At 47.0% G+C, this 13,985-nt stretch carries 12 protein-coding genes; 6 read left to right on the top strand and 6 right to left on the bottom strand.

Annotation, left to right across the window (positions count from 1 at the left end; all coding sequences use genetic code 11):
• Positions 1 to 108: 108 nt before the first annotated feature.
• Positions 109 to 927: a substrate-binding periplasmic protein gene (locus tag K4H28_RS10545; RefSeq protein ID WP_221005164.1), complete on the bottom strand. Its 819-nt coding sequence runs from the start codon at positions 925 to 927 to the stop codon at positions 109 to 111.
• On the opposite strand from K4H28_RS10545, the gene purL reads away from it, so the two are divergent.
• Together purL and K4H28_RS10535 are read left to right on the top strand one after the other, a co-directional pair.
• Positions 926 to 4,885 carry a phosphoribosylformylglycinamidine synthase gene (gene purL, locus K4H28_RS10540; protein ID WP_221005163.1) on the top strand — a complete coding sequence of 1,320 codons (3,960 nt, stop codon included), beginning with the start codon at positions 926 to 928 and terminating at the stop codon, positions 4,883 to 4,885. The genes K4H28_RS10545 and purL overlap by 2 nt on opposite strands.
• Before the next feature lie 60 nt (positions 4,886 to 4,945).
• Positions 4,946 to 5,200, top strand: coding sequence for a hypothetical protein (locus K4H28_RS10535; RefSeq protein ID WP_221005162.1), 255 nt, complete (start codon positions 4,946 to 4,948; stop codon positions 5,198 to 5,200).
• 109 nt (positions 5,201 to 5,309) lie between these two features.
• Here the strand turns inward: K4H28_RS10535 and K4H28_RS10530 are convergent, their stop codons facing one another.
• The 4 genes from K4H28_RS10530 to K4H28_RS10515 form a co-directional block, all read right to left on the bottom strand.
• Positions 5,310 to 5,855: a hypothetical protein gene (locus tag K4H28_RS10530; RefSeq protein WP_221005161.1), complete on the bottom strand. Its 546-nt coding sequence runs from the start codon at positions 5,853 to 5,855 to the stop codon at positions 5,310 to 5,312.
• A 14-nt stretch (positions 5,856 to 5,869) separates the two neighbouring features.
• Positions 5,870 to 6,613 (bottom strand): DUF2092 domain-containing protein, encoded by a 744-nt coding sequence (locus K4H28_RS10525; protein ID WP_221005160.1) that lies wholly within the window; start codon positions 6,611 to 6,613, stop codon positions 5,870 to 5,872.
• 135 nt (positions 6,614 to 6,748) lie between these two features.
• Positions 6,749 to 7,813: a tetratricopeptide repeat protein gene (locus K4H28_RS10520; protein ID WP_221005159.1), complete on the bottom strand. Its 1,065-nt coding sequence runs from the start codon at positions 7,811 to 7,813 to the stop codon at positions 6,749 to 6,751.
• Positions 7,800 to 9,425, bottom strand: coding sequence for a tetratricopeptide repeat-containing diguanylate cyclase (locus K4H28_RS10515; protein WP_221005158.1), 1,626 nt, complete (start codon positions 9,423 to 9,425; stop codon positions 7,800 to 7,802). Before K4H28_RS10515 ends, K4H28_RS10520 begins: the two co-directional genes overlap by 14 nt.
• A 205-nt stretch (positions 9,426 to 9,630) precedes the next feature.
• Between K4H28_RS10515 and K4H28_RS10510 the strand changes: the two genes are divergently transcribed.
• The 4 genes from K4H28_RS10510 to chrA all read left to right on the top strand — a co-directional run bounded on the left by K4H28_RS10510 (position 9,631) and on the right by chrA (position 13,398).
• Positions 9,631 to 10,569, top strand: coding sequence for a LysR family transcriptional regulator (locus K4H28_RS10510; protein WP_221005157.1), 939 nt, complete (start codon positions 9,631 to 9,633; stop codon positions 10,567 to 10,569).
• 86 nt (positions 10,570 to 10,655) lie between these two features.
• Positions 10,656 to 10,940, top strand: coding sequence for a YkgJ family cysteine cluster protein (locus K4H28_RS10505; protein ID WP_221005156.1), 285 nt, complete (start codon positions 10,656 to 10,658; stop codon positions 10,938 to 10,940).
• A 144-nt stretch (positions 10,941 to 11,084) separates the two neighbouring features.
• Entirely contained in the window at positions 11,085 to 11,957 is an 873-nt protein-coding gene (locus K4H28_RS10500; RefSeq protein ID WP_221005155.1) for an OmpA family protein, read from the top strand.
• A 91-nt stretch (positions 11,958 to 12,048) separates the two neighbouring features.
• Positions 12,049 to 13,398 carry a chromate efflux transporter gene (chrA, locus tag K4H28_RS10495; protein ID WP_221005154.1) on the top strand — a complete coding sequence of 450 codons (1,350 nt, stop codon included), beginning with the start codon at positions 12,049 to 12,051 and terminating at the stop codon, positions 13,396 to 13,398.
• A 216-nt stretch (positions 13,399 to 13,614) separates the two neighbouring features.
• On the opposite strand, the gene K4H28_RS10490 is transcribed toward chrA, so the two are convergent.
• On the bottom strand, positions 13,615 to 13,887 hold the full coding sequence (locus K4H28_RS10490) for a hypothetical protein (RefSeq protein ID WP_221005153.1): 273 nt from the start codon (positions 13,885 to 13,887) through the stop codon (positions 13,615 to 13,617).
• Between the last annotated feature and the right edge of the window lie 98 nt (positions 13,888 to 13,985).

Here is a 13,985-nt window from a genome sequence, read left to right as displayed (position 1 = left end):
CTTTTTGCTGTCCGCTAGATTTGCAATGCCGGCGGGTATTGTCTGCTAGAGTATTTAAAATAATGCTTAGGCACATATACATTGTTCTAGTTTTACAGGCTATTGTAATTAATTGTCTTGCGGTCCAAGGTGTTGAATTTGGAGTCGTTTTAGTAGGCCATTCTTTTTTACCTTGTCGAATGCCTTAGCTAACTTTTCATATACTTCAGGATCGGTGTTTTTGTTAACGCCAAAATAGTATTCATGACTTTGATCTAAAAGAAAAGCACGGCTAATTTGATCTGTAGTACCACCTTCTTTTTTGATAGCGAAATTTGCCGCCCAGTCGAGTGAGACCATGAGGTCAATCCGTCCTACAATTAATTTCTTCATATTAATAAAATCATCTTTAGTGACATCTAGCTCTCTACCAATTTGAAAGTCTTGCGCCATCAACAGCTTTGTTGAGGCTGATTCACGGACGGCACCGATACGATATTTTTTTGCGCTAGCAAGATCACTGATCACAATATCACTACGCTGACTGAGTTTAAATAAATAGACTTTGCGTTTAGCAATGGGACCAATCCATAAAAATTGGTTTTCACGTTCAGCGTTGCGAACAAGCGTAAACAATAGCGCATTCGGTGTTTCAAGTGCAGTTTGGTAGGAGCGCGCCCATGGCATGACTTGGATATTGACTTTAATTCCTGCTTCTTGAGCAATGGCTTGTAGTAATTCAACGGAATAACCTTGGTTTATGCCGTTTTCTTCGTAATTCAGTGGTGGTAAATTCTCAGTAAATGCAGGTATTTCGACTGCATAAATTGAATGGCTGAGAAAAAAAACGAATAAACTTCGCGATAAGTAGAAGCCTAGCCTGCGAACTTGGCCTTTTTTCGGTATCATTACACCTTTGATTTTTAGCCAAATTTGGATAGCAGACATGGTTGATGTGCTCCAACTTCGCGGCGGTGCCGCACTTTCTTCGTTTCGGATTGAGAAACTCGTAGCTAGCCTCGCGGCGCAAGGCATTGCTGCCAATCTGTACGCCGAATTCTGGCACTTTATTGAACAACAGCAAGCTTTATCGAGCGATGACCAGATGGTCGTTGAGCGTATTTTAAGTTATGGCGAGCCAGCCAATATTGCTTTGGCAGTCGGTACGCCGATTTTGGTACTGCCACGTTTAGGTACAATTTCGCCTTGGTCATCGAAAGCTACTGATATTGCTTTGCACTGTGGTTTAGCAGGCAAAGTGGCGCGCATTGAGCGTGGTATGGCGATTTATGCGACTAAAGCCGATGGCTCTGCGCTATCTACGGCAGAAAAAAATATTCTGTTGCCACTGATTCACGATCGAATGACAGAACAAGTTTTTGAGGGCTTGGCGGCGGGCAATGAATTGTTCCGTCACTTTGAGCCTAAAGCGCTGGAAACGGTTGACGTATTACAAGGTGGTAAAGCCGCTTTAGAAAAAGCCAATGCAGAATACGGTCTGGCCTTGTCAGAAGATGAAATTGATTATTTGGTAGAAAACTTCACCAAGCTTGGTCGCAATCCAAGTGATGTTGAGTTGACGATGTTCGCTCAAGCGAACTCAGAACATTGCCGTCATAAAATCTTTAACGCTAATTTCATTATCGATGGCCAAGCACAAGATTACAGTTTGTTTGGCATGATTCGCGAAACGCATAAAGCCGCGCCAGAAGGTACGGTGGTGGCGTATTCTGATAATTCATCAGTGATCGAAGGTGCGCTGACTGAGCGTTTCTTCCCAGCAGCCGATGGTGCTGAGTATGCGTTCACACAAGAAGAAACGCATATCCTGATGAAGGTGGAAACCCACAACCATCCAACTGCGATTTCTCCATTCCCAGGTGCAGCAACTGGCTCAGGTGGCGAGATTCGTGATGAAGGCGCGACGGGTCGTGGTTCTAAACCTAAAGCAGGCCTGTGCGGATTTACTGTTTCGAATTTAAATTTGCCCGGTCACGTGCAACCGTGGGAAACGCCATACGGCAAACCTGATCGTATCGCCAGCGCCCTCGATATTATGATCGAAGGCCCAATTGGTGCTGCGGCATTTAATAATGAATTTGGTCGCCCGAATTTGGCTGGCTATTTCCGTACCTTTGAATTGGATTTCAACGGCGAACGGCGTGGCTACCACAAGCCGATTATGATTGCCGGTGGTTTGGGCAATATCAGCGCGCTGCACGTGAAGAAAAATGATTTGCCAGATGGCTCATTGTTAATTCAACTCGGTGGCCCTGGCATGTTGATCGGCATGGGCGGTAGCGCTGCCTCGTCGATGGAAACCGGTAGTAATACTGCTGACTTGGATTTTGATTCAGTTCAGCGTGGCAATCCAGAAATGGAGCGTCGTTGCCAAGAGGTGATTGATCGCTGCTGGCAAATGGGTAACAAAAATCCAATCCAATCAATTCATGATGTGGGCGCGGGCGGGATTTCGAATGCCTTCCCCGAGCTGGTCAACGATGCCGGTATGGGCGCGATATTTAACTTACGTAAAGTGAATATCGAAGAACACGGCATGGCGCCAAAAGAAATTTGGTCCAATGAATCGCAAGAGCGTTACGTGCTCGGTATTCATCCGAATGATCTGCTGACTTTTGAAGCCATTTGCGAACGTGAGCGTTGCCCGTTTGCAGTGATTGGTCGTACGACTGATGAGCGTCAATTGACGGTTGAAGATCCTCATTTTGGCAATAAGCCTGTTGATATGCCGATGGATGTCTTGCTCGGCAAGCCACCAAAAATGACGCGTGATGTAGCGCGTGTGCAGCCAGAATTAAAGACATTTGATTCTGCAGCTTTGGATTTAAAAGAATCGCTCTACCGCGTGTTGGCATTGCCATCGGTTGCGGACAAATCATTCCTGATTAATATTGGCGACCGCACGGTCGGTGGTTATACCGCGCGCGATCAAATGGTCGGTCCGTGGCAAGTTCCTGTGGCAGACGTTGCCGTAACGACTATGGGGTATAACACGCTACGCGGCGAAGCGATGGCGATGGGTGAACGTACCCCTCTTGCATTAATTTCTGGCCCTGCATCTGGCCGCATGGCCGTGGGTGAAGCGCTGACTAACTTAGCTGCTGCGCCAATTGAAAAACTCAGCGATGTGAAACTCTCTGCAAACTGGATGGCCCCTGCAGGTCACCCGGGTGAAGACGCTAACTTGTACGATACTGTTGCCGCAGTCGGTTTGGAATTGTGCCGCCAACTGGGTGTGTCGATTCCGGTCGGTAAAGACTCCTTGTCGATGAAAACGGTATGGAATGATGGCGAAGCGAAAGCGGTGACTGCGCCGTTGTCTTTAGTGATTTCGGGCTTTGCACCGGTGACGGATGTAACGAAAACGCTAACGCCAGTTTTAAAAGATGTTGAATCTGATTTGCTGTTGATCGACTTGGGAACCGGCAAATGCCGCCTCGGTGGTTCAGCTTTGGCACAGGTGTATAGCCAAGTCGGTAACTGGGCACCGGATGTGGTGAATGTAGCGCACTTGAAGTCGTTCTTTGCGACGGTGCAATTACTGAATGCGGAAGGCAAATTGCTGGCTTACCACGACCGTTCAGACGGTGGTTTAGTGGCCGCTGTTGCAGAAATGATGTTTGCTAGTCATTGCGGCGTGACATTAGAAATTGATGAGCTGTGTATTGAGCGTCGTTTACGTCAACGCCAACAAGATGAGATTTCTTCGGATGATATTGAACGAGCAGAAAATGGCCGTGTGATGGGCGTGTTGTTTAACGAAGAACTCGGTGCTGTAATGCAAGTTCGTCGTAGTGACACTGCTGCTGTTATTGCTGCATTTATGAATGCCGGTTTGGCGGGTGAATTGCATGTGATTGGTTCTACTAATCACGATGACAAGCTCAAAATCAAGAAACGCAATCGCCTGTTGCTTGATGAAACGCGCGTGAATTTACAACGTGCTTGGAGCCACACTAGCTGGCAAATTCAACGTCTGCGCGATAATCCTGCTTGCGCTGATGCTGAGTACGCTCGTATTGGTGATAAAGCCGATAAGGGCTTGTTTGCGAAGTTGAGTTTCAATCCAAGTGAAGACATCGCTGCGCCTTATATCGCCGCTCCATATATTAACGGCGGCGCGAAACCTCGCGTTGCGGTACTGCGTGAGCAAGGCGTGAATGGTCATGTGGAAATGGGCGCGGCGTTTACGCGAGCTGGTTTCGCAGCCGTTGACGTACACATGAGCGACGTGATTGCTGGCCGTTTACAACTGGCCGATTTCAATGGCTTGGCCGCTTGTGGCGGTTTCTCTTACGGTGACGTATTGGGGGCTGGTGAAGGTTGGGCTAAGTCGATTCTGTTTAACGGTGCTGCCCGCGAACAATTTGAAGCCTTCTTTAATCGTGCCGATACCTTCGGTTTAGGCGTGTGTAACGGTTGCCAAATGATGGCCAATTTGTCGGGCATCATTCCTGGCGCGGAACACTGGCCTAAATTTACCCGTAATCAAAGTGAGCAATTTGAAGCGCGCTTTGTGATGGCCGAGGTGATGAAATCACCATCGCTGTTCTTTGCTGGTATGGAAGGCAGCCAAATGCCAGTGGTGGTGAGTCATGGCGAAGGGTTTGCGAACTTCAGCCAACAAGGTGATAAAGCCAAGGCTTTGGTGGCGATGCGTTACGTTGATAGCCACGGTAAAGCGACGCAAACTTACCCGATGAATCCAAATGGCTCGCCAGACGGGATTGCCGGTGTAACAACGCCAGATGGCCGCTTTAGCATTATGATGCCGCATCCAGAGCGCGTCTTCCGTACGGTGCAAAACTCGTGGCATCCGGAAGATTGGTCTGAAGACGGCGCATGGTTGCGGATGTTCCGCAATGCTCGCGTGTTCCTCGGTTAATTCGCGTTTCCTTACAAAGCAGCCTAAGGGCTGCTTTTGTTTTTCTAAAGGATTTAAAGAATGAAACGTTTATTACTATTAGCGCTACTGTTTTTATTAGCGGCATGTAGCAAAATTACGGCAGAGAATTATCAGAAAGTAAGTGCGGGGATGAATCGAGCAGAAGTTGTTGGATTGCTTGGTGAGCCGACTCGTACTGAGAGCGGCAGTTTTCTCGGCATAGAGGGCGAGAGTGCTGTTTGGCAGAACGGTGATTTGCAAATTGAAGCTCAGTTTGTGAATCAGAAACTACTGGCTCATACCTTGCTTAAGTAATTGATGGGTATGTACCTAAGTGTATTTATTTTCAATTTTTGTAACAACATACCTAGTAATAGATAAAGCCGCACATCGTGCGGCTTTTTAGTATGCAGTACTCAATACATTAAGGTTGGTTGACGACAATATAGGTCACATTACTACCTTGATATTGCGGTTGATACCAGGTCGAGCCGCATTGCATATAGGTGGTGTTATAGCGAATGACCTGCACGCAATTGCTTGGCATTTGATTAGGATAAACGATAGAGCCAACGACAGCAGCAGTGACTGCTACAGCGGCAGTGACGGCTACAGCTGTGCCAACTGGGTGATAATGATTGTTGTAACCACCACCGTAGCAGCAGCCATTATTACCATCGACATTGACGTTCACATCTCTGCTATTGTCGATATTGACGTTGTTATTGCCACCTCTGACATTGTTGGTCGTGTTACCACCACTGTTATTTGCTATTTTGTTGCCGTTGGCATTGCCTGAGCGATTGGATGATTTGGCACTCGCGTTAGTGCTCTTTGCTGGTCGGTCAATTTTGCCGCTGCTTCTTGCGCCACCATCTCCACGCGCCATTACTTCGGCAGGTATTCCAAGCGTGAAGAGCGAAACTGCAACGAGTGAGAGTAAGGCTGATTTCGCCGTTGTCTTTAACATGATATGTATCGCCCTTATTCAGCAAGTTTTTTGAGTGGAATGGCTACGTCGCCTTTCGCTGGTTTGAATGTGAACTCGCTGGGACTCACGAACGGTTTTAGATTCCAAGCAAAAGTTTGTGATGTTTGTGGCTGGCTGGTCTCGTCGGTCTTCGTCACAACAAGTTTGCAGGGGAGTGGGTTCTTGTCGCGGCTAACCCAAAGTTGCCAATCTGCTCCTGGTTGGCTAAACGCGAGGTGATCACAAACTTTGCCGTTGATTTTTGAGGGGCCGATATAAACAGCAGAAGTGAGTTTACTCAGTGCTTCTTGATCGCTTCCTAATGTGAAAAGTGCTTTAAGAGGAAGGTGAATACCGTAGTGGGCTTCAACTTTATTGAGCATTCCCGCCGCAGTGCCGGGCATGTCGATCGTGGTGTAATACTGTAATGGAGGGGAATACTGAGTTAGATTTTTCCCGTCAAAAAAATACTCGCGTGTAATGCTGTCGCTGTCAATATTCATATAAAGTCGATTTTTTCCATCCGCAACCATTTGACTGGTGCCATGGGATTGTATCTTTTGCCCTGACTTTAACGTGACATCCAATGTTGTCTGTGCAGTGACTTCAACTTTAGGCAGTGAGCGCAGATGTTGGCCAACTTCAACAGCTTTTGCAACGACTAAGGGGTTAACTTGGCTTTCATTTGATTCCGCAGCAAAAACGGATAAGCTGAATGGAATGAAGGCGATATAGCAAAGTGGCAATTTCTGTTTCATGCATTTTCTCCAATTTCACTGTGATTGATTTAATTTTAAAATTAACTTTATCAGTAAATTACTTGAAAGTATTTTCAGTTCACCATTGCGTTATATCTGTTGCTAGTTGGTACAGTCGTACTTCGCTAATGAGGGCTATAGGTTGCTGGAGTAGCGAATTCGGCTCAACTCGAGTCGTAAATCTAATTCAAGCTGGTTGAGTAGTTTTTTTGAAATGCGGAATAGTTTTTGCTCTGCCTGCTTTTGTAATAGTTGTAATTGCTTTAAGTGAGCGGCTTCTAAATGAACCAGTGCTCCTTGGTAATCACCCGCTTGCGCACATAGGGTTTCTAGCAATAAATGGGCTTCTTGCCCCATTGAAAATCCTTTGATTTGGGACCCTAGCTTTAAACACAATTCCAGTGATAATTGCGCATCCAGTATTTTATTCTGGCGAATATAAATTTGACCAAGAATCAATGCGGCATAAGATCTGCACCATAGCCCGCCAATTTGCTGGGCTAATACACGGGCTAATTGCAGATGATCATTGGCCTCATCCACTTGATCTTGATGCAGAAAAATCAATCCGCTATAGATGTGATACTCGGCCTGATTTTCTAAATGCGGTGTGATTTGCAGCTGTATATTTAAACGGGATAGCAATACCCGCATTTCATCAAACTGCTGTAGACGAAGGCAGGTCGCTACCAGCGCCAAAGTGCACTCCATCACGAGGGCTGGATCATTGACACTCTCTGCCAGACTTAAGGCGCGTCGCTGATAGTCGAGTGAAATTTCAAGTTGCCCAAATACTAAACAGACTTGCGCTATACCCGAGTAGCCGCGAATAAAAGCGCGACTGTCTTCAGCCTCCACAGCGGTTTGGAGTGCTTGTAGCCAGATGTCTAGGGCACGCATGTATTCGCCCAGATGGAGCTGACTTTGTGCTTGCCAGTGCAGTGTCTGGGCGAGTAAAGACCAATTATTTAGTTGGCGTGCGATAAATCCCGCATCGCGAAAGTCTTTGCAGGCGGCACTGGGTTGCTCGCCAATATCAATCAGATATTCGCCGCGCGCCATCAAAGCATTGGCTTGCCCTTGGGGGTACCCTATTTCTTGCGCCAGAGAGATGGCGGCGCTCATTAATTCTGGGCATTTTTCAAAGAACATGGCTTGCCGAGTAAGACTCAAATGCTGGTCGAATTCATCTGTTGTCATTAAAAAACTCCACTCGATTTCGGCCTTTATCTTTTGCTTGGTATAGTGCTTGATCGGCGCAATTGAGTAGTTCTGCCGCGTTGGCTTCTTGATTCATTTCTGCCACACCAATACTGCTAGTCACTTTTAAATCAGGATGAAATTGTTGCCAATCGAAGGTTTCAATCCGTTTTCGAATCCGTTCCGCGACATCAACCGCGGTAGTCCCCGCTGCGCCTGGCAGTAGTAGGGCGAATTCTTCGCCACCAAAACGTGCGACTAAATCGCCGCCACGGCAAGATTGCAGCAAAATTGCTGCAGTGCTGCGAATCACATCATCCCCAATCGGATGCCCGAAACGATCATTGACTCGTTTGAAATGATCCAAATCCACCATCAGTATCGTCAAGGGCCGGTTTTCTTCATTGCAGCGCTGATACATCAGTGGCATCTCTTGATCGAGATGTCGGCGATTGCTCGCTCCCGTGAGTGGGTCTTGTAAAGTGGCATTACGCAGTGTTTGGAGGAGTTCTGTATCGGCCGAGTTTTGTTGCCGAAGCAGAATGTTTTCTTGCCGCGTTTGCAATACAAATAATTGTGAGTCGAGATCTTTGATGCGGCGTTCAAGCGCATTGGTGAGTTTTTCTTTGGCCAGTTGCTGCGCGTCTTGAATCGCCAGCTCATGGTACTGGCGGCGAAACTCCCACGCCATTTTGTAGTCTTGTTTGGCTTCACCTAAATCAGCCAATAGGGCATAAACACGCAATAGCAGTGTGTGAGCGCCAAAAGTCTTTATGGTTTGGAGAGCGCGTAATAAATAGTCTTTGGCCTCATCCATGCGGCGTTGCGCGATATAAACTCGTCCGAGCGCCATTAAATTAATTGATTGGCTCCACAAATAATCAAGATTCTGATTTAAGTCCCAAGCGGCATGCAGCCAGGCTTGCGCCTCGGTATGTTTACCAAGCTCAAAGTAGGCTTCGCCTCGGTAGCTATACCAGTCAGCTAACCAAGCTTTGTGCTGGCTGGTTAGAAACACAGGCTCACCCATTTTGGAGAGCTCTAGCGTGAGCTCGTATTCTTTCAGGTGAATGAGATCGGCGGCGACATGTAAAAAACTCTCGGCCAGCAATTCATGGTCGGTGGTCTTTTTTGCAAATTCAAGTGCCGTTTCATGCCACTGCAGTGCATCACCGTGTTTATTTTGTGCGGTGAAAATATTACCAATGCCAAGGCAGGCTTCCACGTAGAGATGGTAAGCGTGAATGCTTAAGGCCTGTTTGAGGCATATGCTCCAAGCTTTGAGTGCTTGTGAATACTGACTATTGGCTAGTAATAAATCTGCTCGTGCATTTTCAAACTCAGCTTGGAGTCGTGGGTCTTTTAATTCGCGCACCAAGGGCTCGGCTTGCTCAATCGTTTGATTGCCTGCAATTAATTGCCCTAGCGCCCATTGGCTTTTTGAAATCAGCAACAGTGCTTGCACTTCGCGCGCAGAATCGCCGATGTCGTGAGCAAGTTGGCAGGCCGGTTGCAGGATTTCAATGGTTTTGGCGCAATCTGGCACAAACCAGCTGCGGGCTTCTTTAATCCATTGATCGAGTTGTGTGATGGCAGTGCTTGAATCTGGCATTGGCTGAGAGCGCAGAGTTTAAGGATACAAATATAGGCTTATTTAGTGACCTAGGCTTTGAAAAATCAATCAAAAGTCACAAAAAAGCATGATTTTATTATCTTACGCAAATTAGCAGGATTTTGGCGGGTTTTAGTGCTTGCTGAGTTGTGCTGCTATATTTATCATTCCGATGATATGTTTAATAAGTATTCAAGGTGTTGATATGAGATTTACTTTACGTCAACTTGAAGTCTTTGTCGCAGTCGGGCGTGGCGAGAGTGTTTCTCGGGCCGCTGAACAACTGGGCTTATCCCAATCGGCGACGAGTACGGCATTGGCGGAACTCGAGCGGGTGTATGAGCGGCGCTTGTTTGATCGAATTGGTAAACGATTGCAGCTCAATGAGTTAGGCGGCTTATTGCTACCGCAGGCTATGCAGCTACTTGATCACGCTGCTGAAATTGATGCGCTCTTGGCGGGGCGCTCTGGCTTTGGCCCAATGCGGGTGGGGGCGACATTAACCATCGGTAATTATCTGGCGACTTTGTTGATCGGTGATTTTATGCGCCAGCACCCAGGATGCCGGATTTCGTTGGGCGTGCACAATACTGCACATATTGTGCGGCAAGTGGCGCATTTTGAACTGGATTTAGGCTTGATTGAGGGAGATTGCCAGCATCCTGATCTAGAGGTTATTCCTTGGATTGCTGACGAGTTGGCGGTATTCGCCGCGCCTGAACATCCTTTGGCCAGCAAAGTAGCACAGCAACAGGCGATTACCGTTGATGATTTGATAGCGGCATCGTGGATTGTGCGCGAACCGGGCTCGGGAACGCGGCAGACTTTTGACTATGCAATGCGTCATGTGCAATCCAAGCTCGATATTCGGCTTGAACTGGAGCACACCGAGGCGATTAAACGCGCGGTTGAGTCGGGCTTGGGCATTGGTTGTATTTCTCGTTTGGCACTGAAAGAGGCGTTTCGCCGTGGCAGCTTGGTCGAATTGCCTGTGGCGGGGATGGATTTGGCACGGCAATTTCATTTTGTGCTGCACAAGCAAAAATACCGCACGGCGGGGATCACGGCTTTTTTAGATTTGTGCCGAACAGTCACTGCTGGCGCAAAACGGAGTGATGAAATTGCATTGCCGTATATTCGCTAGTCAAATATGAATAATGCATGATGTATGTTTATGTAGGTCTTTATTATTAATGATTGCATTCATATACGTCGTCATATAGGAGCGTAATGTCCACCGAAGTAAATTGTAGTAGCTGTAAAGCGTGTTGTTGCCAATTAGAAGTCATGTTGATTGCAGGTGATGATGAGGTGCCCGCGCAATTTGTGGAACAAGATGCCTGGGGCGGTGAAATCATGCTTCGGCTCGCCGATGGTTGGTGCGCTGCGCTCAATCGCAGTACGATGCTCTGTACCATTTATTCACAAAGACCTTGGATTTGTCGAGAATACGCGGCAGGGGATAGCGATTGTATGGAGCAAAGAAAACGAATTCCTCTCTTGCTACTTAATTGAAAGCAGTTTGGTGGTTTTGTTGCTGATTAATCTTCGTTTTTGCATGGTTTTTCTGTCTGGTCGTGAAATTAAATTCACTTGGCATAAGTAAAAGTTTCATCAATTTATGGCATCATGCCGATTCAATTTATCGGGGATCTGACGGTGTTAAATACAGAAGAAAAAATTGGCGTTTCGGTGGGCTTGGTGGTCAGTGCGATTGCCATTGGTGCCGCTTTGTTTGTTACGACATTGAAACCAACTGCAGAACAAAAACCAGTTGCCGCAGCGAGCTCGGTCGCATCGGCTACTAAAGAATTTGTGTTGGGTGATATGCACATTGTATTTGTTGACGGCAAAATCACCTTCACGGGTCGTGCCGCAGATGAAGCCAGTAAACAACGCTTGTTGAAACCGGCTCGTTTGTTGTGGGGCGCAAGTAATGTTGTCGATCAAATTACTGTGGATGCCAGTGCGCCAGCGTTTTGGTGGGCGGGTCGCCCAATCGAGATATTCTCTCGCTTAAAGCAGCTCAAAGCGTTTGATTTGAAACTGGCTGACGAGAAAGTCACTTTTGCTGGTGAAGCCGGTAGTGCAAAACTCGGTGATGGCGTCAATTTAGGTTTGGGCCAATGGTTTAAACCGGGCGCAGCGGTTTTGAGCCAACTCAATGTCGTTGAAGATGCTCAGTTGAGTGTTTGGAATGACGGTGTCTTACTCAATGAGTCGATTGAGTTTGCGACCGGTTCTGCTGAAGTCAGTGCAGCTTCTGAGCCTCGCCTGAAAGAAATCGCCGCATTCTTGCTCGAAGATGGTCGTGTTATTCGCGTTTTGGGTTACACCGATAATGTGGGTGAGCCTGCTGCGAATCAAAAACTATCGCAAGATCGTGCAGCCTCTGTGCGGATCACGCTGATTAAATTTGGTGTGAAAGGCGAGCAATTGGTGGCTGTGGGTATGGGCCAAGAAATGCCGATTGCGGACAATGGCTCTGAAGAAGGTCGTCAGAAAAACCGCCGCATTGAGTTTGCTCAGTAAGAGTTGATTAAATTCACACCAGCCCCGCTGATCGAGCGGGGCTTTTTTATTCAGGCTTGGCTTTTTGTTGAGCATAGATAGGTTGTTTGTAATGAACCCCGAAATTAACCCAGATATTCCTCCTACCCCGGTGTCTTTTTGGCAAGCCTTCTGGTTTTGGTTGAAACTCGGTTTGATTAGCTTTGGTGGCCCTGCTGGACAAATTTCATTGATGCACCAAGAGCTAGTTGAAAATCGGCGCTGGATTTCTGAGCGTCGTTTTTTGCATGCCTTGAACTATTGCATGGTATTACCCGGTCCTGAGGCGCAGCAACTGGCTACTTATATTGGCTGGTTAATGCATAAAACATGGGGCGGTATTGCTGCCGGTGCCTTGTTTGTACTGCCATCGCTGCTGATACTCATTGGCTTGTCATGGGTTTATATTGCCTATGGGCATTTGCCGCTGATTGCGGGCCTGTTTTACGGCATTAAACCTGCGGTCGTTGCGATTGTGCTGCATGCTGCCTTTCGAATCGGCTCAAGGACATTAAAAAATAAAGCGCTTTGGGCGATTGCCGCCGCTTCATTTTTAGCCATTTTTGTGTTGAAAGTGCCGTTTCCTTTGATTGTCATCTTCGCAGCCATCGTTGGCTGGTTAGGGGGGCGATTTGCGCCTAACTGGTTTCAAATAGGCGGAGGGCATGCTGCCAGTCTGCAGTCGTACGGCGCGGCCCTGATTGGTGATGAAACACCTCAGCAGGCACATGCGCAATTTTCACTACGGCGATTTGTAATTGTATTGCTGTCTGGGGTATTGCTTTGGGCCTTGCCAATAATAATGCTCATGGCGATATACGGTGTGAAACATATTTTGACACAGATGGGGCTATTTTTTAGCAAGGCCGCTTTGCTCACTTTTGGTGGTGCGTATGCGGTGCTGCCGTATGTGTTTCAAGGCGCAGTTGAACATTATGCCTGGTTGAGTGCGACCCAAATGATGGATGGTCTGGCTTTAGGTGAAACGACACCGGGGCCCTTGATTATGGTGGTGGCTTATGTCGGGTTTATTGGTGGGTATTTAAACGCTTTTCTCGGGCCTGAGCAGGTGTTTTTGGCTGGCGCGATCGCCGCCTGTGTTGTGACATGGTTTACATTTTTGCCGTCATTTATTTTTATTTTAGCCGGAGGTCCGTTGGTCGAGTCGACGCACAATAACTTGCAATTGACTGCGCCGCTGACTGCAATTACCGCAGCCGTGGTGGGGGTCATCGTAAATTTGGCGCTGTTTTTTGCATTTCATGTGCTGTGGCCACAAGGCTTGCCACCAAAGTTTGATTTTACCGCGGCTGGATTAGTGCTGTTGGCGGCATTGGCATTATTCAAATTGAAGCGCAGTGTGATTGAAGTGATTGCAAGCAGTGCTTTGCTTGGACTGCTACTGAATACCTTGGCTGGCTGATGCTGATGTAGGCAGATTGGCCTGCTCCCATTGGCTAATCTGTCGGCTGGCGATGCACCGCATTTCAATATGCGCTGCATCGCTTAGGTGATAGGGTGAGTATTTGGGCTGCTCAATGATGAGGAACAGCTTTTGGATTTCAGTGATCGACCCAAAACGACCTCAGCGCTACGGTGCCATTGCCTCCTTATTGTTTCAATTTAAGGAGTGCATCTTTTATGTCAATTTCATCTTCTGAAAAGCAGTAAGTAGTATTTTGATTGGTTTTGATGTGTAGATATTTTTTTGTGGCGAATTGCCTTTCATTTGCGACATGTATGCACTGATCAGACCAGCAACTAATATAGACAAGAAGCCAGCAAGATAGTTATTGTCTTGATGTTTGTCTTTGATTGCCTTTTCTTCTGGTGATTCAGAATCTACCCAGTATTTTTTTACATCAAGATAATTTAAATTAATTCCGCCAATTTCTATAATGTTTTCATTCATTTTTACACCCCTTGATTGTAAATGCTGAGCGTTTCCGAATATAAAACGAGCCGCACGTTGGGCTAAATGAAATGCAGTCCAACACTTTCCGCGATTGT

It is taken from the genome of Deefgea tanakiae (assembly GCF_019665765.1).
GTDB classification, from domain to species: domain Bacteria; phylum Pseudomonadota; class Gammaproteobacteria; order Burkholderiales; family Chitinibacteraceae; genus Deefgea; species Deefgea tanakiae.
Note: the sequence above shows the minus strand (reverse complement) of the source record. Positions and strands in the feature narration are given on the sequence as shown.